Source organism: Pseudomonas sp. P2S-1 (genome assembly GCF_057197725.1).
In genome coordinates this window covers 6,027,054-6,046,780 of the sequence record NZ_CM170068.1, presented here as the reverse complement: position 1 = coordinate 6,046,780, position 19,727 = coordinate 6,027,054, and the positions used below count along the sequence as shown (strand labels likewise).

General features: G+C 62.7%; 24 protein-coding genes. 8 read left to right on the top strand and 16 right to left on the bottom strand.

Translation table 11 applies throughout. The features are described 5' to 3' along the window. Positions 1–317: 317 nt before the first annotated feature. The 5 genes from AC2CQI_RS27145 to tsaA all read left to right on the top strand — a co-directional run bounded on the left by AC2CQI_RS27145 (position 318) and on the right by tsaA (position 4,055). On the top strand, positions 318–518 hold the full coding sequence (locus AC2CQI_RS27145) for a hypothetical protein (protein ID WP_372239146.1): 201 nt from the start codon (positions 318–320) through the stop codon (positions 516–518). Positions 519–676: 158 nt separating this feature from the next. Beyond that, positions 677–2,014: a 30S ribosomal protein S12 methylthiotransferase RimO gene (rimO, locus tag AC2CQI_RS27140; protein WP_484578438.1), complete on the top strand. Its 1,338-nt coding sequence runs from the start codon at positions 677–679 to the stop codon at positions 2,012–2,014. Positions 2,015–2,129: 115 nt separating this feature from the next. After that, on the top strand, positions 2,130–2,840 hold the full coding sequence (locus tag AC2CQI_RS27135; RefSeq protein ID WP_075806159.1) for an rRNA pseudouridine synthase: 711 nt from the start codon (positions 2,130–2,132) through the stop codon (positions 2,838–2,840). Between the two features lie 41 nt (positions 2,841–2,881). Then, positions 2,882–3,343: a YehS family protein gene (locus tag AC2CQI_RS27130; protein ID WP_484578437.1), complete on the top strand. Its 462-nt coding sequence runs from the start codon at positions 2,882–2,884 to the stop codon at positions 3,341–3,343. Between the two features lie 7 nt (positions 3,344–3,350). Continuing rightward, positions 3,351–4,055, top strand: a complete 705-nt coding sequence (gene tsaA / locus AC2CQI_RS27125; RefSeq protein WP_484580672.1) for a tRNA (N6-threonylcarbamoyladenosine(37)-N6)-methyltransferase TrmO — start codon at positions 3,351–3,353, stop codon at positions 4,053–4,055. A 147-nt stretch (positions 4,056–4,202) separates the two neighbouring features. On the opposite strand, the gene fpr is transcribed toward tsaA, so the two are convergent. After that, positions 4,203–4,982, bottom strand: coding sequence for a ferredoxin-NADP reductase (gene fpr, locus AC2CQI_RS27120; RefSeq protein ID WP_075806161.1), 780 nt, complete (start codon positions 4,980–4,982; stop codon positions 4,203–4,205). 122 nt (positions 4,983–5,104) lie between these two features. Between fpr and AC2CQI_RS27115 the strand changes: the two genes are divergently transcribed. Beyond that, on the top strand, positions 5,105–6,031 hold the full coding sequence (locus AC2CQI_RS27115) for a LysR family transcriptional regulator (RefSeq protein ID WP_075806162.1): 927 nt from the start codon (positions 5,105–5,107) through the stop codon (positions 6,029–6,031). Here the strand turns inward: AC2CQI_RS27115 and AC2CQI_RS27110 are convergent. From AC2CQI_RS27110 to AC2CQI_RS27100, 3 genes are all read right to left on the bottom strand, one after another. Then, positions 6,028–6,390: a diacylglycerol kinase gene (locus AC2CQI_RS27110; protein ID WP_009395173.1), complete on the bottom strand. Its 363-nt coding sequence runs from the start codon at positions 6,388–6,390 to the stop codon at positions 6,028–6,030. The two genes, AC2CQI_RS27115 and AC2CQI_RS27110, sit on opposite strands and share 4 nt — an antisense overlap. A gap of 76 nt (positions 6,391–6,466) precedes the next feature. Continuing rightward, positions 6,467–7,117 carry a response regulator transcription factor ErdR gene (erdR, locus tag AC2CQI_RS27105; RefSeq protein WP_075806163.1) on the bottom strand — a complete coding sequence of 217 codons (651 nt, stop codon included), beginning with the start codon at positions 7,115–7,117 and terminating at the stop codon, positions 6,467–6,469. A 77-nt stretch (positions 7,118–7,194) separates the two neighbouring features. Then, positions 7,195–7,905 carry a tRNA-uridine aminocarboxypropyltransferase gene (locus tag AC2CQI_RS27100; protein ID WP_075806164.1) on the bottom strand — a complete coding sequence of 237 codons (711 nt, stop codon included), beginning with the start codon at positions 7,903–7,905 and terminating at the stop codon, positions 7,195–7,197. A gap of 215 nt (positions 7,906–8,120) precedes the next feature. Here AC2CQI_RS27100 and AC2CQI_RS27095 point away from each other — a divergent pair, with 215 nt between their 5' ends. Further along, positions 8,121–8,540 (top strand): quorum-sensing-regulated virulence factor family protein, encoded by a 420-nt coding sequence (locus AC2CQI_RS27095; RefSeq protein ID WP_075806165.1) that lies wholly within the window; start codon positions 8,121–8,123, stop codon positions 8,538–8,540. Here the strand turns inward: AC2CQI_RS27095 and AC2CQI_RS27090 are convergent, their stop codons facing one another. After that, positions 8,541–8,741 (bottom strand): hypothetical protein, encoded by a 201-nt coding sequence (locus AC2CQI_RS27090; protein WP_075806166.1) that lies wholly within the window; start codon positions 8,739–8,741, stop codon positions 8,541–8,543. It lies immediately after the preceding gene. A 303-nt stretch (positions 8,742–9,044) separates the two neighbouring features. On the opposite strand from AC2CQI_RS27090, the gene AC2CQI_RS27085 reads away from it, so the two are divergent. Continuing rightward, complete coding sequence (locus AC2CQI_RS27085) at positions 9,045–10,166, top strand: LOG family protein (protein WP_484578436.1); 1,122 nt, start codon at positions 9,045–9,047, stop codon at positions 10,164–10,166. Positions 10,167–10,172: 6 nt separating this feature from the next. Here AC2CQI_RS27085 and recX read toward each other — a convergent pair whose 3' ends face one another. The 11 genes from recX to AC2CQI_RS27030 all read right to left on the bottom strand — a co-directional run bounded on the left by recX (position 10,173) and on the right by AC2CQI_RS27030 (position 19,718). Beyond that, a complete protein-coding gene (gene recX, locus AC2CQI_RS27080) occupies positions 10,173–10,640 on the bottom strand; it encodes a recombination regulator RecX (RefSeq protein ID WP_075806168.1) in 468 nt (155 codons plus the stop codon). 8 nt (positions 10,641–10,648) lie between these two features. Beyond that, positions 10,649–11,716 (bottom strand): recombinase RecA, encoded by a 1,068-nt coding sequence (gene recA, locus AC2CQI_RS27075; RefSeq protein ID WP_075806169.1) that lies wholly within the window; start codon positions 11,714–11,716, stop codon positions 10,649–10,651. 104 nt (positions 11,717–11,820) lie between these two features. Beyond that, positions 11,821–12,303: a CinA family protein gene (locus tag AC2CQI_RS27070; RefSeq protein WP_484578435.1), complete on the bottom strand. Its 483-nt coding sequence runs from the start codon at positions 12,301–12,303 to the stop codon at positions 11,821–11,823. A gap of 39 nt (positions 12,304–12,342) precedes the next feature. After that, the gene (locus tag AC2CQI_RS27065) at positions 12,343–12,840 is read right to left on the bottom strand and encodes a lysis system i-spanin subunit Rz (RefSeq protein WP_484578434.1); all 498 of its coding nucleotides are present in this window, start codon (positions 12,838–12,840) and stop codon (positions 12,343–12,345) included. Next, positions 12,837–13,388: a glycoside hydrolase family 19 protein gene (locus AC2CQI_RS27060; protein ID WP_484578433.1), complete on the bottom strand. Its 552-nt coding sequence runs from the start codon at positions 13,386–13,388 to the stop codon at positions 12,837–12,839. The genes AC2CQI_RS27065 and AC2CQI_RS27060 overlap by 4 nt, the downstream gene beginning before the upstream one ends. Beyond that, positions 13,385–14,440, bottom strand: a complete 1,056-nt coding sequence (locus tag AC2CQI_RS27055) for a phage late control D family protein (RefSeq protein WP_484578432.1) — start codon at positions 14,438–14,440, stop codon at positions 13,385–13,387. The genes AC2CQI_RS27060 and AC2CQI_RS27055 overlap by 4 nt, the downstream gene beginning before the upstream one ends. A gap of 58 nt (positions 14,441–14,498) precedes the next feature. After that, positions 14,499–14,705, bottom strand: coding sequence for a tail protein X (locus AC2CQI_RS27050; protein ID WP_484578431.1), 207 nt, complete (start codon positions 14,703–14,705; stop codon positions 14,499–14,501). Beyond that, the gene (locus tag AC2CQI_RS27045) at positions 14,680–15,525 is read right to left on the bottom strand and encodes a phage tail protein (RefSeq protein WP_484578430.1); all 846 of its coding nucleotides are present in this window, start codon (positions 15,523–15,525) and stop codon (positions 14,680–14,682) included. Before AC2CQI_RS27045 ends, AC2CQI_RS27050 begins: the two co-directional genes overlap by 26 nt. 11 nt (positions 15,526–15,536) lie before the next feature. Continuing rightward, complete coding sequence (locus tag AC2CQI_RS27040; RefSeq protein WP_484578429.1) at positions 15,537–18,752, bottom strand: phage tail tape measure protein; 3,216 nt, start codon at positions 18,750–18,752, stop codon at positions 15,537–15,539. 139 nt (positions 18,753–18,891) lie between these two features. Next, the gene (locus AC2CQI_RS27035) at positions 18,892–19,191 is read right to left on the bottom strand and encodes a phage tail assembly protein (RefSeq protein ID WP_484578428.1); all 300 of its coding nucleotides are present in this window, start codon (positions 19,189–19,191) and stop codon (positions 18,892–18,894) included. Between the two features lie 17 nt (positions 19,192–19,208). Then, positions 19,209–19,718, bottom strand: coding sequence for a phage major tail tube protein (locus AC2CQI_RS27030; protein ID WP_484578427.1), 510 nt, complete (start codon positions 19,716–19,718; stop codon positions 19,209–19,211). Positions 19,719–19,727: the final 9 nt, after the last annotated feature.

The following is a 19,727-nucleotide window of genomic DNA, read 5'->3' as shown; positions in this document are numbered from 1 at the left end:
AAAAAGAACCGGAAACCGGTGAATCTCGTGCCAGACGCGATGAATTTTCCCGTCGGCCGAACCGCGTTGCGCTTGTCATAAATTGACACAGGCGTAACGCGGCGAAGCATAGCGCAGCGTTCGTCGTTTTTCTGCTGGCTGGGTGACTCTGCCGTCAAGGAACGCTCTCACCCAGGCACTAAATAAACGCTCACATTTCCGTCCGCCGTATGCCACTGGACAGTGGCTACACTCCTCTCCCACCTCACAAGGAGGTGCCTGTTCAACAACACATCGATCCCACCAAGACTCCTGGAAATCTCACAAGGTGAAGTGAAATGACAGCTCGTACCCAGTTTCATGAAGACAGCGTTCTCGGCATGCTGCGGGATGACGAGGATTTTGCCCTTGAGTATCTCGCTGCCGCGCTCGAGGAAATCGACGAGCCTGGCGGAGAAGAGATCTTCCTCCTCGCGATTCGTCGGATCGCTGAAGCGAGAGGTGAGCCGGGAAAAGCAGCTATTCTCATCGCCCAATAGCCTTGGAGGTAACCAGCGCAGCATTCGTCGTTTTTCTGCTGGTCAAGCACGCGAACGCTCGCTAGAATTGCGCACTTTTTGATCAGAGGCGCCTGGAAGCGCCCAGCAGGGCTGCCTTTCGTTATCCACGCGGCAGCCCCTCTACACCGAGGTTAGCCATGTCCACCACCGCTACTCCCACCACGCCGAAGGTAGGGTTCGTCTCACTCGGGTGCCCGAAGGCCCTCGTCGATTCCGAGCGCATCCTCACCCAGCTGCGGATGGAAGGCTACGAAGTCGTGCCTACCTATCAGGACGCTGATGTGGTGGTGGTCAACACCTGCGGCTTCATCGACTCGGCCAAGGCCGAATCCCTGGAAGTGATCGGCGAAGCCATCAAGGAAAACGGCAAGGTCATCGTCACCGGCTGCATGGGCGTCGAGGAAGGCAATATCCGCGACGTGCACCCGAGCGTGCTGGCCGTGACCGGTCCGCAGCAGTACGAGCAGGTGGTCAGCGCCGTGCACGAAGTGGTGCCGCCACGCCAGGACCACAACCCGCTGATCGACCTGGTGCCGCCACAGGGCGTCAAGCTGACCCCGCGCCACTACGCCTACCTGAAGATTTCCGAGGGCTGCAACCACAGCTGCAGCTTCTGCATCATCCCGTCGATGCGCGGCAAGCTGGTCAGCCGCCCGGTCGGCGAAGTGCTGAGCGAGGCCGAGCGCCTGGTCAAGGCCGGGGTCAAGGAGATCCTGGTGATTTCCCAGGACACCAGCGCCTACGGCGTCGACGTCAAGTACAAGACCGACTTCTGGAACGGCCGCCCGGTCAAGACCCGCATGCTGGAGCTGTGTGAAGCCCTCAGCAGCCTGGGTGCCTGGGTTCGCCTGCACTATGTCTACCCGTACCCGAACGTGGACGACGTGATCCCGCTGATGGCCGCCGGCAAGATCCTGCCGTACCTGGACATCCCGTTCCAGCACGCCAGCCCGAAAGTGCTGAAGTCGATGAAGCGCCCGGCCTTCGAAGACCGCACCCTGGCGCGGATCAAGAAATGGCGCGAACAGTGCCCGGACCTGATCATCCGCTCGACCTTCATCGTCGGCTTCCCCGGCGAAACCGAGGAAGACTTCCAGTACCTGCTGGACTGGCTGACCGAAGCCCAGCTCGACCGCGTCGGCTGCTTCCAGTACTCGCCTGTGGAAGGCGCGCCGGCCAATGACCTGGGCCTGGACGAAGTCCCGGACGAGATCAAGCAGGACCGCTGGGACCGCTTCATGGCCCACCAGCAGGCCATCAGCAGCGCCCGCCTGCAACTGCGCATCGGTCGCGAGATCGAAGTGCTGATCGACGAAGTCGAGGAGCAGGGCTCGGTAGGCCGTAGTTTCTTCGATGCCCCGGAAATCGACGGCAACGTGTTCATCGACGGCGATCACGGCTTCAAGCCGGGCGACAAGGTGCGCTGCCGGGTGGTGGACGCCGACGAGTACGACCTCTGGGCCGAGCCGATCTAAGCCCTCAGCGGATCAGACAAAGCCCCTTTCCGGGGCTTTGTTTTTTTCAGCCGGCCGCCACATCCCCGCAGCCGGTTACAATGCTTTCCATTCCTTCGCAACACGGCCCTCCTCAATGTCTGAAACCACCCGCCTTTCCAAACGCCTTATCGCCCAACTGGGCTGCTCCCGTCGCGAGGCCGAACTCTATATCGGTGGCGGCTGGGTCACCGTGGATGGCGAGGTCATCGACGAGCCGCAGTTCCAGGTCGATCAGCAGGTCGTAGCCCTGCTGCCGGGCGCCAAGGCCGATGCGCCAGAGCCGGTAACCCTGCTGCTGCATCAGGAGGCCGGGCAGAACGCCGAAAGCGGCCGCCAGGGCATGACGCCCGAGACTCTCTCCGCCGCCCATGCCGAAGGCCGCCGTGCCCTGCGCGGGCATTTCGCCCGCCTCAAGTGCCTGGCCGAGCTGCAAGCCGGTGCCAGCGGCCTGCAGGTGTACACCCAGGACTGGCGCACCGAGCGCAAGATCACCTCGGACCTGCGCAAGCTGGAACAGGAATACGTGGTGGAAGTCAGCGGCGAGATCATCAAGCACGGCCTGGAGCGCCTGAACCGCGGCTTCGAGTGGAAGGGCCAGGAGCTGCCAGCGGTCAAGGCCAGCTGGCAGAACGAAACGCGCCTGCGCATGGTCCTCAAGAACCCGGCACCCGGCCTGATCGAACTGCTGTGCCGTAGCGTCGGCCTGCAGGTGGTCGGCATGCGCCGCATCCGCCTGGGCGGCGTGGCCATGGGCAAGCTGCCGGCCGGGCAATGGCGCTACCTGGAAACCAAGGAAAAATTCTGAGCCGCGCCACACTGGCGACGCTCCCGAACAGGACTCTGTAGATGATTCACAACGACGTACTGCGCAGCCTGCGCTTCATGCTGGACATTTCCGACACCAAGATGGCCCAGATCGCCCGCAGCAACGGCTTCAAGCTGAATGACACGGACATGGCCAACTACCTGAAGAAGGAGGACGACAAGGACTTCGTGCATTGCCCGGACGACGTCATGGCGCATTTTCTCGATGGTCTGGTGATCTTCCGCCGTGGTCGGGATGAAAGCCGCCCGCTGCCACCGATCGAACTGCCGGTCAGCAACAACACCATCCTCAAGAAGCTGCGGGTGGCCTTCGAGCTGAAGGACGACGATATCCTCGCCCTGCTCAAGGCGGTGAACTTCCCGGTGTCCAAGACCGAGCTGAGCGCGCTGTTCCGCAAGGTCGGGCACGACAACTTCCGCCCGTGCGGTGACCAGCTGCTGCGCAATTTCCTCAAGGGCCTGAGCCAGCGGATCCGTGGCTGAATCGCTGATGGACTACAAGGTCTCGCCAGTCGGCTTCGTGCGCTCCTGTTTCAAGGAGAAGTTCGCCATTCCGCGTCAGCCGCAACTGGCCCCGGCGGCCCGTGGCGTGCTGGAACTGGTACCACCGTTCGATACCGGCGAGGCCGTGGCCGGCCTGGAACAGTGCAGCCATGTGTGGCTGCTATTCCTGTTTCACCAGGCGCTGGAAGAAAAGCCCCGGCTGAAGGTGCGCCCGCCGCGTCTGGGCGGCAATACCTCCATGGGCGTGTTCGCAACCCGGGCGACCCATCGGCCCAACGGTATCGGTCAGTCGGTGGTGAGGCTGGAGAAGGTCGAGCCGGGTCGGCTGTGGTTGTCAGGCATCGACCTGCTGGACGGTACGCCAGTTCTCGATATCAAGCCGTATGTGCCCTACGCCGACAGCATCGTTGGGGCGAGCAACGACATGGCCAGTGCGCCGCCTGCGGCCATCGCCGTGGAATGGAGTGATAAGGCGCTGGTGCAGGCCCATGAGCATGCCCAGCGGCTGGTTGAGCCCTTGGTGGAACTGATCGAGCAGTGCCTGGCCCAGGATCCGCGGCCGGCCTACCAGGTGCCGCCGCCGGAGCGAGTGTATGGGGTCAAGTTCTGGGATGTGCAGGTCAGGTGGCACTATCCGGAGCTGGAGAGGATCAGGGTGCTGGAAGTGGTGGCTGATCCTGAGCGCTGCTGAACCCTCTGGGCGCTATAAGCCACAAGCTTCAAGCCGCAAGAAAAAGCAGTCCGCGCCGCCGCAGCTTTTACTTATCACTTGCGGCTTACAGCTTGCAGCTCCCCAAAAAAAAGCGCAGGCCAAGGCCTGCGCTTTTTTCATATCGGCTTACTTCTCGACGAAAGCACGCTCGATCAGGTAATCACCCGGCTCGCGCATGCGCGGCGAGATCTTCAGGCCGAAGCTGTCCAGCACTTCGCTGGTTTCGTCCAGCATGCTCGGGCTACCGCAGATCATCGCGCGGTCGTCCTGCGGATTGATCGGCGGCAGGCCGATGTCGCTGAACAGCTTGCCGCTGCGCATCAGGTCGGTCAGGCGACCCTGGTTCTCGAACGGCTCGCGGGTAACGGTCGGATAGTAGATCAGCTTGTCACGCAGCGCTTCACCGAAGAATTCGTTCTGCGGCAGGTGCTCGGTGATGAACTCGCGGTAGGCGACTTCGTTCACGTAGCGAACGCCATGAACCAGGATGACCTTCTCGAAACGCTCGTAGGTTTCCGGGTCCTGGATGACGCTCATGAATGGCGCCAGGCCGGTGCCGGTGCTGAGCAGGTACAGGTGCTTGCCCGGGTTCAGGTCGTCGAGGACCAGGGTGCCGGTAGGCTTCTTGCTGATGATGACCTCATCGCCTTCCTTCAGGTGCTGCAGCTGGGAGGTCAGCGGACCGTCCGGCACCTTGATGCTGAAGAACTCCAGGTGCTCTTCCCAGTTCGGGCTGGCGATGGAGTAAGCACGCATGAGCGGGCGGCCGTTGGGCTGTTGCAGGCCGATCATCACGAACTGACCGTTCTCGAAGCGCAGGCCCGGGTCGCGGGTGCACTTGAAGCTGAACAGGGTGTCGTTCCAGTGGTGCACACTGAGGACACGTTCGTGGTTCATGTTGCTCATGTAAGGGGGCTCCTGAGAAAAACGCAGCGCTAAAACCGAGAGCGCGATTGCGCGATAGTTTAATGCGGAGGACAATATCTGTTAAATGAATTATCAAGATATGTCTTATCGGTTATATAGATATGCGATTTACTCTTCGTCAGCTTCAGGTCTTCGTCGCCGTCGCCCAGCATCAGAGCGTGTCGCGTGCCGCCAGTGTGCTTGCGCTGTCGCAGTCGGCGGCCAGTACGTCCATCACCGAGCTTGAGCGGCAATCCAGCTGCCAGTTGTTCGATCGCGCGGGCAAGCGCCTGAGCCTCAATGCCCTCGGCCATCAATTGCTGCCCCAGGCCGTGGCCCTGCTCGACCAGGCCAAGGAGATCGAGGACCTGCTCAACGGCAAGTCCGGTTTCGGCTCCCTGGCAGTAGGCGCCACACTGACCATCGGCAACTACCTGGCGACCCTGCTGATCGGCAGCTTCATGCAGGTCCATCCGGAAAGCCAGGTCAAGCTGCATGTGCAGAACACTGCGCATATCGTGCAACAGGTCGCTCACTACGAAATTGATCTGGGTCTAATCGAGGGTGACTGCAACCATCCGGATCTGGAGGTGCAGCCGTGGGTCGCGGATGAGCTGATCGTCTTCTGCGCGCCCCAGCACCCGCTGGCCAAGCTCGGCACCGCCACTCTCGAGGAACTGACCCGCGAGGCCTGGATCCTCCGCGAGGAAGGCTCCGGCACGCGCCTGACCTTCGACCAGGCCATGCGTCATCACCGCTCGGCGCTGAACATCCGCCTGGAGCTGGAACATACCGAAGCGATCAAGCGCGCCGTGGAGTCCGGCCTGGGCATCGGCTGCATTTCCCGCCTGGCCCTGCGCGACGCCTTCCGCCGCGGCAGCCTGGTGCCGGTGGAGACACCGGAACTGGACCTGGCGCGGCAGTTCTACTTCATCTGGCACAAGCAGAAATACCAGACCTCGGCGATGCGCGAATTCCTCGAACTGTGCAGGAGTTTCACCGCCGGCGTGCAGCGCAGCGATGAAATCGTCCTGCCCAGCATCGCTTAAAGCAGGATCACGCCCCAGACCAGGCCAACCATGGTCAGCGCCACGAACTGCGCAGCGCTGCCCATGTCCTTGGCGTTCTTCGACAGCGGATGGCGATCAAGGGAAATACGGTCGATCGCCGCCTCGACGGCCGAGTTGAGCAGCTCGACGATCAAGCCCAGCAGGCACACCGCAATCAGGATCGCCCGTTCGGCGCGGCTGACATCCAGCCAGAACGCCAGCGGCACCAGGATCACATTGAGCAGCACCAGCTGGCGGAACGCCGCCTCACCGGAGAACGCTGCGCGCAGACCGTCGAGGGAATAACCCGCAGCATTGAAAACACGTTTGAAACCGGTCTGACCTTTGAAGGGCGACATAGGGAGAACCACTTCCGACTGTGGAGAGCGGTGCAGACTAGTGCACCGCGAGTCAAAAAACCGTGAAGGTCGATGATCAACTGGAGGACACGGATTCCAGCTGTTGCAACAGCAGCGCAGCCTGGGTCCGGGTACGCACGCCCAGCTTGCGGAAGATCGCGGTAACGTGGGCCTTGATGGTCGCCTCGGAGACGTTCAGCTCATAGGCGATCTGCTTGTTCAGCAAACCTTCGCAGACCATGGTCAGAACCCGGAACTGCTGCGGCGTCAGGCTGGCCAGACCTTCGCTGGCGGCCTTGGCCTCGGCGGAGACATCCACCTTCTCGAACGCCTGCGGCGGCCACCAGACCTCGCCATCGAGCACCTTGCGCACCGCGTCCTGGATTTCCTCCAGCGGGCTGGACTTGGGGATAAAGCCACTGGCGCCGAACTCCCGGGACTTGACCACCACTGCGGCTTCTTCCTGGGCCGACACCATCACCACCGGGATCTGCGGATACTGCCCACGCAGCAGCACCAGGCCGGAGAAGCCGTAGGCTCCCGGCATGTTCAGGTCGAGCAGGACCAGGTCCCAGTCGGATTTCTCGGCGAGGCGGGTCTCCAGTTCGGCGATGCTGGCGGCTTCCACCAGGCGCACATCAGGCCCCAGCCCCAGGGTCACGGCCTGGCGCAGGGCGCTGCGGAAAAGCGGGTGGTCATCGGCAATCAGGATTTCGTAGGTGGCCATCGATCTAATGATCCTGTTCTGTGCTGGATCCGGAAGTTTCATCATTATGAAGCAAAGTGCAACACTTGCCCCTTGGACTATAGGAAGGGCTTGAGTCGCTGATGGACGGCGTCGTCGCTATCCAGCGGCAACTGGAACTTGGCGCCGAGGTAGTGGGCGCTGAAGACGTCGAGGTAGGCATCCAGCGCTTGCGCGGCGTTCTGGTCACCGGCCAGCTCCAGGCACATGGCCGCCACTTCCGCCGTACAGAAATGGTCATCGCGCTTGGAGCGGCGCAGGCGATAGCGGGAAATCTGCTCCGGCGCCAGGCTCAATACCGGGAAACGGTCCAGATACGGGCTCTTGCGGAACATCTTGCGCGCTTCGGTCCAGGTCGCGTCCAGCAGGATGAACAGCGGCCGCTTGCCCGACGCCGGGCGCACCTCGGTCACTACCCGCGACGCTTCGACGAACTCACCGGGGAAGACGATATAAGGCTGCCACTGCGGCTGGTCGAGCAGCGCCAGCAACTGTTCGTCCACCACTGTGCGCTGCCAGCCAAAGGCACTGGTGTCTTCGATAAGGTCGGCGATCAGCCAGCCGGTATTGGTCGGTTTTAGCGGCTCGGTATCGTGCATCAACAGGCACATGCCCGATTCGGCAGCTACCCGCGGGCGCCAGGTGCACAGGCAATAGTCGAAGATCACCCGGCAGTCCGGGCAACGCGGTGCACGGGAACCACGGGCGACGAAGGGTTTGATGCTGCGGGCCAGGCGTTCGGCGCGCAGGCGCGAGACGGCGTGGCTCATGAAGACATTTGGCGAGAAAGGCTGACGAAAGGCACTGCGGACGCTCAGGCGGGCGGAATCGGCGGGAGTTTACGGCACAACGCTTTACCGTGCAGGGAAATCTCCTGCTCCACTATAATCGCTGGCTTATCGATGGTTGCGAATGACTGCGCTCGTGACGGAACACGGCGTACGGATGCGGGTCAAAGCGCCAGTTACCGAATCTGGAGAAGTGAATGCTGCGTTTCATCGCCCCTACCCTGAGCCTGCTGCTGGTTCTGCCGCTGGCTGCCAATGCCGCGTCCAAGCAGGAATACGAACTGACCCAGATGCTGGAGAAGGTCGCCAAGGACAGCAGCGCCGGTACTCCGCGCGCCATCAACGAGGACATCCTCGACCAGGGCTATACCGTCCAGGGGCCACAACTGATCAACCACCTGAGCGTGCGCGCCAGCCACGCCCAGCAGATGCGCGCCAACCCTGACAAGGTGCGTGACCAACTGGGTGCCAGCGTTTGCACCAACACCGGCTACCGCCAGTTGCTGGCCCGGGGCGCGGTGCTGACCTACCAGTTCACCGAGTACAAGACCAATCGCCCGGTGGCGGTGGAGAACTTCAACGCCCAGAGCTGCGGCATCAACGGCAAGAAAAAGTAACTACATCAGGCGACTGCTTTCGCGCCGCTGCTCTTCATCGGCGCGCAACTCAGCGACCAGCGCCTGCAGATAACGCGATCGCCGCTCGCCGCCTGCAAGCCGACGCAGGCATTCCTCCTCGACGCTCAGGTTGTTGGCCTGAGCCGCATTTTGCAAAAGCCGGAACAGCTGGCTATCGACCTCAAGACTGACCCGGTGCATATGCAGCCTCCCTGAGCCGCGCATCGCTACGTTTCAGTAAAACAGAGCAAAAGCGCACTTGGATCCGATCTGACGAGCGGCGCGCCACACCGCTCGAAAGCGAATAAAACGACGATCTGTCATGACGCTATGCGCACATGCTCAACGAAGCGCAAACGCACGGCAGGGTCTAGATTGATTACAAACACCTTTCAGATTCCGGACAGACAAAGGAGGCTGTCCGCGCCCCGTCCGTGCCGCGACAACATCCCTAGAACGAAAACACCAAGGGATCAGCTTTTGCTGCAGAAAGGAGACGTTTGCATGCCTTATCTATCCAACGAGCTGCTAGCCAGCCACTTCAAGAACCTGGGGATCGACCTCGACCACATTGACCAGCAATTGCACCTGGTCGCCGCCGACAGCCCCAACCTGCCGCTGTACCGGGACATGATGCTCACCGTGCTGCGCATGGCCCACGACGACAGCAACCGCTGGAACGCCAAGATCACCCTGCAGGCCCTGCGCGAACTCGATCATGCCTTCCGGGTGATGGAGCAATACAAGGGGCGGCGCAAGGTCACGGTATTCGGTTCGGCGCGCACGCCGGTCGAACACCCCATGTACGCCCTGGCCCGGGAGCTGGGCGCCACCCTCGCCCGCTCGGACCTGATGGTCATCACCGGTGCCGGCGGCGGCATCATGGCCGCGGCCCACGAAGGTGCCGGGGTGGATAACAGCCTGGGCTTCAACATCACCCTGCCCTTCGAGCAGCACGCCAATGCCACGGTGGATGGCACGGACAAGCTGCTGCCGTTCCACTTCTTCTTCATCCGCAAGCTGTTCTTCGTCAAGGAAGCCGATGGCCTGGTGCTCTGCCCGGGCGGCTTCGGCACCCTGGACGAGGCGCTGGAAGTCCTGACCCTGATCCAGACCGGCAAAAGCCCGCTGGTGCCAGTGGTGCTGCTGGATGCCCCCGGCGGCAGCTTCTGGCAGGACGCCCTGGCGTTTATCAAGCGGCAACTGGAGGAGAACCGCTACATCCTGCCCAGCGACATGAAGCTGGTGCGCCTGGTGCACAGCGCCGAGGAAGCCGTCGCCGAAATCAACCAGTTCTACGCCAACTATCATTCCAGCCGCTGGCTGAAGAACCAGTTCGTCATGCGGATGCAGCATCCGTTGAGCGAAGCGGCGCTGCAGGACATGCAGGAGGCTTTCGCCGATCTGCGCCTGAGCGGCGATTTCAGCCAGCACGCCTACTCGGGCCCGGAACAGGATGAGGCCCGCTTCAGCCATCTGCATCGTCTGGTGTTTGCTTTCAATGGCCGCGATCAGGGCCGCTTGCGGGAACTGGTGGATTTCATCAACCTGCCGGAAAACCGCGAAACCCCGCAGTCTCCCGCACCAACGGCACAACGCGCCCGGCAACCGGTCAAGGTCACCTGAGCGCGTTCAATCGTCCAGGCTTCGGCCGCTCAGCAGGCGGCCGACCCTCTCCATGGAAAAACCGCGATAGACCAGGAAGCGGGTCTGCTTGGCCCGCTCACGCGGGTCCCCCGGCAGTTGCCCGGCAAACTTGCGTCGCCAGACATCCGCCAGCTGCGCCTGCCAATCGATATCGGCTTCACGCAGCGCTTGTTCCACATCACCACGAGGCAGGCCACGCTGGGTCAGTTCCTCGCGAATACGCGACGGGCCATAGCCCGAGCGTGCGCGGGAGCTGATATAGCTTTCCAGATAACGGGCTTCGCTCAGCAGCCCCTCGTCCGCCAGGCGGTCGAGTTCGTGCTCGATCATTTCAGGAGAGGCGCCGCGCTGACGCAACTTGCGCGTCAGCTCGGCTCGACCATGCTCGCGGCGTGCGAGCAGGTCCATGGCTGTCCGCCTTACGGCGACGGGGGTGTCGAGTACAACGGACATGCGCGGGCTCAGAAGTCGGCGTCAGCGTCAGCCAGATCTTCCGCAGATTCGTTTTCTGCGGCGGCTTTGCCAGCAGCATCAACGGCACCCGGGTTCAGCAGTTTTTCGCGGATCTGCTTCTCGAGGGTTTCGGCGATTTCCGGGTTCTCGGCGAGGAACTTGGCCGAGTTGGCCTTGCCCTGACCGATCTTGCTGCCCTGGTAGCTGTACCAGGCGCCGGATTTCTCCAGCAGGCCGTGCAGCACGCCCAGGTCGATGATCTCGCCGTTGCGGTAGATACCCTTGCCGTAGAGGATCTGGAACTCGGCCTGACGGAACGGAGGCGCGACCTTGTTCTTGACGATCTTGACGCGGGTTTCGCTGCCGACCACTTCGTCGCCTTCCTTCACCGCGCCGGTGCGGCGGATGTCCAGACGAACCGAAGCGTAGAACTTCAGGGCGTTACCACCGGTGGTGGTTTCCGGGCTGCCGAACATCACGCCGATCTTCATGCGGATCTGGTTGATGAAGATGACCAGGCAGTTGGCGTTCTTGATGTTGCCGGTGATCTTGCGCAGGGCCTGGGACATCAGGCGGGCCTGCAGGCCGACGTGCATGTCGCCCATCTCGCCTTCGATCTCGGCTTTTGGCACCAGGGCTGCCACGGAGTCGACGATGATCACGTCGACGGCGTTGGAACGCACCAGCATGTCGGTGATTTCCAGGGCCTGCTCACCGGTGTCCGGCTGCGAGACCAGCAGGTCGTCGACGTTGACGCCCAGCTTGCCGGCGTACTCGGGATCGAGCGCGTGCTCGGCGTCGACGAAGGCGCAGGTGGCGCCGGCTTTCTGGGCCTGGGCGATGACCGACAGGGTCATGGTGGTCTTACCGGACGACTCAGGGCCGTAGATCTCGACAATACGGCCTTTTGGCAGGCCGCCGATGCCGAGGGCGATGTCCAGGCCCAGGGAGCCGGTGGAGATGGCCGGGATCGCTTGGCGCTCGTGGTCGCCCATGCGCATGACCGCGCCTTTACCGAATTGACGTTCGATCTGACCCAGGGCCGCAGCCAAGGCACGCTTCTTGTTGTCGTCCATTGAAGTCCTCACGTAATCGATAGGGCCTGACGGCCAGAAACAACTGTATAAGTAGCCAGTATTATTCCACAGGCTTTTATTTCCGCCTACCCCCGATTCGTGAATTACTCCGCACCAAGGTGTAACAAGCCCTCTAGCGCGGCGATTACCGTTTGTCGGCGCACCGCTTCGCGGTCGCCGTCGAAGTGCCGGCGCTCGCTGGAAACGTGCTCGCCGTCGGCAAAGGCCAGCCACACGGTGCCCACCGGCTTGGCCGGCGAACCGCCGTCGGGCCCGGCCACACCACTGACCGCCACGGCGAAGCGCGCGCCACTGGCGGCCCGGGCGCCGCGGACCATGGCCTCGACCACTTCCCGGCTGACCGCGCCGACCTGACTGAACAACGCCTCCGGCACCTGCAACTGGCGGGTCTTCTGCGCGTTGGAATAGGTCACGTAGCCGGCCTCGAACCAGGCCGAGCTGCCGGGGATGCGGGTGATGGCTTCGGCAATGCCGCCACCGGTGCAGGACTCGGCGGTGGTCACTTGGGCATTGAAACGGCGCAGATGTTCCCCCAGGCGGGTGGAAAGAACGGTGATCGGGTCCATGGCGAGCTCCTTGGCAAAAACCGCCCTACCCTACACCACTCAGTACACCAGTGCGCGCACGTAGGCCTGACAGGCGCGCAAGGCGATCAGTCCCTCGTCGCCGTCGCCGACGATGGCGACAATTCGTCGAGCATGCGCCGGGTCAAGTCGGGCTCGCGGGGGGTCATGAACCACGCTGCCGGCGCCGGGGGTGGCAGGCACAGCGGTGGAGTCGGTGTCGCTGGCGAGGAGGACTGACAACCGCAGATCAGCAGTAGCCAGGCGGTCGCGCAGGCGAGCCTGAGTCTGTTGGGCATCGATAAGCTCCCGGGAATGGGTCTGGTCGGCGGACTGCAGGCGTTGTTCAAGGACCAGGCGACGGCTTTGCTGATCCTGCAACTGCACGGCAAAGGTCTCGGCCTGTTGCTGGCGCTCGCGGGCGTATTCGCGCTCGCGCAAGGCCATGGCCCGATCATGACGCCAGGTCTGGACCTGCCAGGTCAGCCCGCAGGCCGCCAGCACCAGCAAGGCCAGGACGATCAGGCGAGCGCGGCTCAACACAGCACCTCCCGGGCGCGGGCCCAGAGCTTGAGGCGGTCCTCCAGGCCGTTGAGGCCGCCATTGATATGCCGGGTGATGCGGTTGAACTCGCCCAGGTCGGCCAGTTGGTTGAGCCCGCGCGAATGCCAGAACCAGGCCGCCGATTCGGTAGCCCACTGGGGTTCCTCGAGCATCTGCGGACGCGCCAGCAGGCGCTCGTCCTGGAACAGCGCCATGCTGCAGGCGCGGTAGTTGTTGCGGCCGGTGATCTGGATCAGGCCACGACCGCAGTACAGTTGGCCATCGCCATCGGCCTCGGGGGTGTTGCCCAGGCGCTGGGCCAGGGTGCCGGTGTCATAACGTGACAGGTACTGGGCCGAGCCCAGCTCCTTCACGTAGCGCAGTTGTCCGGACTCGTGGCCGATCTGGGCGAGAAAAGCGGCCATGCGGCGTGGCGTGTCGATGGACCAGTGGGCCATGGCGGCATTCAGCGGTGCAACGAAAACGCCCGCTGAAGCGCGGGCGTTGGGGTAGATGCGGAACAGGTCGGGTTCGGTCAAGTTCATTTGGGCTCCTTGCTCTGCGTAACCTTGAGCGGCTTGCTCTGCTTGGTCTTTGGGCTTTTCGCCGTGGACTTGCCCTGGTTGGTGCCGTTGCATTGCACGGTGGTGTCCCAACCGGTAGCCGTGAAGGTCTGGGTAACGTTGTCGATCAGATAGTCGCCGTCGAGGCCGTCCTTGAACCCCTTCACCCGCAGCATGCGCTCGGCGAACAGGTCGGTGCGCCCGGCCATCTCCAGGTACACCGTGGCGGTGCTGCGCTTGAAGGCCTCCAGGCGGGCCTTGGCCGCTTGCTCTGCGGCGCTCTTGTTCGGGTAGATATGCTTCTCGGTGAAGACCGCGCTGACATCCTCGGGCGTGTCTTCGTTGTTTACCTGGATTGCCTGCTGCTTGCCCGTGGCCGGGTCCTGGTAATGGCTCTGGGCCGACTTGTAGGTAGCCCGGTCCTTCAGGTGAAACTTCCAGCGCCGTACGTCATGCAGCGTCAGCTCGACCACGCCGAGGTCCTTGCCGCTGGCACTTTTTCCACCCTGCCGCGGCAGCACCAATAACGCCCCGTCGGCGATCTTGGCGGTACAGCCGTATTGCTGCGCGATACGGGTAATGAAGTTGAAATCCGATTCCTTGATCTGCTCGACCCGGGGGATGACCGTGGTCACGGGACACTGTGGCTGCCAGCCATTGCGCGCAGCGATATCGCGGACAATCCGCTGCAGCGTCCGGTTCTCCCAGCTACCACTGCGAATGGTTTTGCCGGTACCCCGCATATCCGCGGCCTTGCCACGGATTTCCATGGTCGAGGCCGGCCCAGTGAGATCGATCTGGTCCACGGTGTAGCGCCCCAGGCGTGTCAGCTCCTGGCCGGCATAGCCGAGGTAGACCTCCAGTTGCGCCCCCCGTGCTGGCAAGGCCAGGGCACCGTCGCGATCATCGAGCTTGAGCTCGAAATCATCGGATTCCATGCCCGTCTTGTCGGTGCTGCGCAGCAGCAGGACACGGTCGTTGATCAGCGCTGTGATGTCTTCGCCGTCGGCGATGATGCGAAACACAGGTTGCATGTTCAGGCTCCAGAAAAAACAAACCCCGCACGAGGCGGGGCTTGAAACTGCGAATGGCTCAATCCCACAGCATGACCGTGGAATCGGCTGCGGTGGACAACTCCGGCAGCCTGATCAGCACCCCGGCACGAAACGGCTGGGCCTCATCGGCCAGCCCCTGGTTGGCGTCCAGCACCGCCTCGACGCTGCCGCGCAGATGCCCGTAGAAGTGCTGGCACAGGGTATCGAGCAGATCCCCGTCAGAGGTTCGACATATCGTCGCCATAGCTCACGAACTCCAATGTGAAGGCTTGCTTGCCAGGAATGCCGCCTGCCAGGAGGCTGTCCTGGGTTTCGCTGACGCTGAGCAGGCACCAGTTGCCGAGCAGCTCTCCGTAGCCGGTCGTGAGACTGAACGGCCGCAGTTGCTGGCCGATACTGCGCAGGCGCTCCAACTGACCGAGCCCACCCTTGAAGGAGGGAAAGATCGCGCCCTCCAGGGTGATCTTGTCATCGCCCATGGCAACGGCCTGCTGCGCCTTGCTGCGCGACAGGCGATCCTGGCCGGCCCAGTTGAAGGCCTTGGTGCGCTTGAACTGGTTGAACGCTGCGGTATCGAGGTTGAAGTAGAAGGCTTCCGCTCCGTTTTGCAGTGGCTGCAGGATCAGCAGGTGTGGAAAGGGTTTGACCGCTTCTTCCGCCGGTGTTGTTTGCGGCGCAAAAGCGCCGGTCGGCAGGATCGCACCCAGCGACGGGCTGATCTTGCCGGCGACCCGGTTGATTGCAGCGGCGGCCTTGCCGGCTTGTTCGGAGAAACTCTCCAACCGGCTCTCGACCTCGCCCATGACACTGACCGCCCGGTTGTACGTCGCCGCAACCGTCCCCACCGTCGACTGCGCCACCTCGATGGCACGCATGGTGCGTTGCAGCTTCTTGCCAATCATTTCGCCCACGAAGGGCAGGTTTTCCAGCTCGGTGGCCGCACCGGTGATATCGCTGACGGCACCATTCAAGGGCCCCAGCATTTCATCGGCACTGCGCCGCCCGGCCTCGCCTGCCGTTACCAGCGAACGCAGGCTGGATTGCAGTTGTTCCACGTAGGCCATGGGATGCTCCTTTATGCGACGTAGGAATTGGCCGGGGTATCCCACATCTGATTGCCTCGATTGGCCTGGGCAGCCAGGTCGGCGAACAGCCGCTGGATCTCCGGTGTGAGTTGACGAACGAGATCGACCGGATCGGCAATGGTGCCCTGGACGGTGATCGGGATGCTCGGTGAGACCGTGAAGTACTGCGCAGCAGGTGTGCTCGCTGCGTTGACCTGGACATTGCCGGCCTGCTGCGTGAGTGCCTCGCTGGCGACCGATGCGGAGACAGGCGCTGGTACTGCCGGCCCATACTGCCGCGCGGTACTGCTTTCCAGTGAAACGACTGGCGTAGCAGCCTTGGTTGGCGTTGCCTGATCCTCGGGCTTGTCGCCTGAGCCAAACAGATACTTGCCCAGCTTCCCACCCAGGTCCCCGCCGACCATGCCGCCGAGGGTGGAGCCCACCATGGCACCAATCGCCGTTCCAACCCCGGGAATCGGGATCAGTACCGAACCAAGCGCTGCCCCCACTGCGCCACCGACCACAGACCCGCCAAGATCTCCAGCAGCAGCGCCATAGCCCTCGGCCTTTTCGTCGAGAGTGTCAGCGTTCTGGAAGGTCTCCAGGGCAGTCATCCCTGCGTTGAGATAACGGGAGCCAGGAATGTTGCGTGCCAAGGAAGCAACCTTGCTGAAGGTTCCAGATGCACGACTCCATACGCTCCCGGCAGCCCCAAGGCTGACTGATGACCCGCCATTGCCCGCAAAACCGAAGGAGAATTGCGATGGCGGGCCGCCAGCGAACGTCCTGGCGGATGACCGTGCCGAATGTGGCGAGTCGGCCGGTGCACTGCGCTTGAGGTTTTCCGAGGTTCGCCGGTTGCTGCGCTCCTCGCGTGTTTGCCGGGTACGCTTGGGCTTGCCAGCATTATTGTCCGGACCTTTCCTTTTTTTCTGCTTGGTCCCGTCATCACGCCCTGGCGCAGCGTTGCCCGGCCAGTTGGTGACGAAGACCCGAGTCGCCTTGTTGCCGCCGGCTGCCGGGATGGCCTTCGCGGGCGTTTCCTTGCGATCTTTCTGGGCAAGGGCCGAAGGCCAGTTTCTCACCCATACATTTTTCGCCCCGCCGCCCCCCTGCCTCTGAGGGGCAGTAGCGTCCCTGGCAGGTTTCCGGGTAAACGAGCCCGGCCAGTTCCTGACCATGACATCCAGCGCTACGCCACGCCTGCCTTGATTGACGGCAGCACCATCCTTGCCAGCGTTCGGCTTGAGCGAGGCTGGCCAGTTCTTCACCACGACGTCCTGTGTCTTGGTGGCCGCCTCTTTCGGTGGCGGCTTTTCTTCTTTCGGTGAGGCAGGCCAGTTCCTCACCATGACGTCCAGCGCCGCACCGAACTTACCGTGCTCACTGACCGTGCCCTTCCTGCCAGACTCTGGCTTGAGCGACGCCGGCCAGTTCTTCACCATCACGTCCAGTGCTGGACCGAGCTCGCGTTTCGCGCTGGCAGCGCCCTTCTTGCCAGCCTCCGGCTTGAGCGATGCCGGCCAGTTCTTCACCATCACGTCCAGCGCTGGACCTGACTCGCGTTTCGCGCGGGCCATGCCCTTCTTGCCCGTTTCCGGCTTGAGCGACGCCGGCCAGTTCTTCACCATCACGTCCAGCGCTGGACCGGACTCGCGTTTCGCGGTGGCAATGCCTTTCTTGCCCGCCTCCGGCTTGAGCGACGCGGGCCAGTTCTTCACCACGACGTCTATCTCGCGCTTACCCTCCGAAGGGGGAGCCGGCTCCTTGGTAAGGGCTCCCGGCCAGTTCGTCACGAATACCTTCGACTCGGCATCCTCACCGGACTGGCCAGAAGCCGATGAACCCAATGGCTCATCGGCCCCGAGGAGCCTGGAACCTATCCGCTTCAGCCAGGCCCCCTTCCCGTCACCGGCTTCGCCACCGCCCCGGCCAAATACCGCCTTGCCAGCGCCCAGCAGCTCCTTCCCGGTGCGAAGCGCTGCGAATGCCGAAACCGCTCCGGTGACCGCCAGTACCAACGTTCCCAGCACGGTGGATAAGGATCCGCAAGCCTGTACCAGATTGGCCAAGCCGTTGACGACGACCGTTACCGCCTTCATCACCTTATCGGTGACCGGGCTCAGCGCATCCCCGATGTTGATGGAAAGCCTGGAGAATGCTGCGCCCATCTCGCTGTGGATCTGGGCCGATCCTTCGCGGCGAGACTTCAGATCATCCTCGACGTAATCAGTGCTGGCCTTCTTTTGAACCTCGGGCAGGGTCTTCTCGAGGATCTGGTACTCGACATCCGCCGCGATCTGGACTGTAGTCCCCAGGCTTTTGCCACGCTCTTGCAGCATCTGCGCGGCAAGAATCGCGCTGTCAGGGCCTTTAAGCTCCTTGGCTTTCATGGCCGCCATCATGCGCGGCATCATTTGCGTGACATCGCCAATGCCGACCTTCCCATCCTTGGCCTGAGCGATGATCTGGTTCAGCACATTCTTGACCGCGTCGGGATTCTCCTTGGAGTTGGTTACCCCTCCCTCCTGCAGGCTGCGGAACAGCGCCGCCGTATCCTGGGCACTGACACCCTGGCCTTTGGAAAACTGCGCAGCCAGGGGCGCCAGGTCCAACGACTGCCCAAGGTCGAGCCCTGAGTTGAGCATCTCCCGGATCAGTTCGGCAGCTTCTGCCTTGCCCATGCCGGTAGCGTTGGATATGTCCGTGACCTTGTCGGATATCTTTGTCCGTGCAGCCTCTCTCTTCTCCGGGTCTCCCTGCCCCTTGATCGCAATATCGTTCACCACATCCTGGTAGGACGCGCTCTCAAGAACCGTCTTCCCGGCCGCCTGCATGACGGTATTGGACGCGCCGATCACGGTCTTGCCGTGATCGGCTGCTCCAACCGCCCCCGCAGGCAACTTCGCCGACTGCATGGCATTGCCCAGGCCCTGGTAGAGCCCGGTCAGTTTTTCCACTGCCGTCATCTGGCTGCTCAGGTTGCCCTGGATGCTGTTCAAGGTGGTCAGGCATTCCCGACCACCTTGCACGGCACGATCCAGCGCAGTCCTGTAGGCGGCGCCCAGGGCGACCACCTTTTGCTGGGTGAGCTGCAGCGCATCGCCGACAAGCTTCACCTGCGCCATCAACCGGTCGACAGCGTCCTGCGCCCCTTGGGTGGAGCCCAGGCTCGAGACTGTCGCGGTACCGGCACTGGCCTTCGTTGCCTGTTCGCCCGCCATATTGTCCTCCATGCGCGCAAACCCGGCTCAATCTGTGAGCCACCAGACCATGTCGGAGTACGACATGGTCATGATCTCGGTGGCAGAGAATCTCAGCTCCGTGGCGAGCCGCTTCGCTGCCGCTTTCTGACGCGAGGGATCAAAGCTCGTCGTCCTGCACCAGGCGAAAATACCCGGCCTGCAGCCGGCCGTAGTCCTTGAGGGTGAGCCCCTCCAGGTCCTTGGTGCCGACTTCCGCCAGGGACGCGAACAGGTTCAGCTCGCGTTGTTCATCCTCACCGCCGCCAGACTGCGCGGCACGCAAGTCGCGCACGGTCGGGGCGCGCAGCGACAGGCTGTCGACCTGTACGCCGTTGGCCTCGCTGGGACGACTGAGCCGGACCACCACACGCTCGGCGCTGACGGTCATCCAGGTAGGTACTTTCGTTGCTTGGGTCATACGAGCTTGTCCTTGTGTCAGAGGCCGAGGGCGGTACGTTGGGCGATCAGCTGGTCAACACCGTTGACGACGCGCTTCATGCCCAGCGGGTCGATCTCGTACATCAGTCGACCGTCGATCTCGAGCTTGTAGTAAGTCAGGGAAACGGTGTGCTTGACCGAGCTTTCGCTCGGGGTCTTCCACTCACCCATTTCCACCACGGTCAGGGCGCCACGCAGGGTGACGATCACCGGAGTGACCTTGCCTTTCAGCCCCTTGAAGGCGCCACGGAAGGTACCGTTGAACGACGAGTTGTCCGCCAGGCCGAAGAACTTCAGCGACTCGGGACGCACGCCGGCGGTGGCGAACTCGGCGGTGAGCTTTTCCAGGCCCTGGTCGATATCGACCGGGACGTCCATGCCGCCAAAGCGTTGCTCGGCGGCTTTCACCGTCAGTTTCGGCAGGGTCAGGCTGCTGACATTGCCCTGAAAGCTGACGCCATCGACGAACAGGTTCAGGTTGGCGAGGGTTTCGGGAATCATTGCCATGTGTATTTC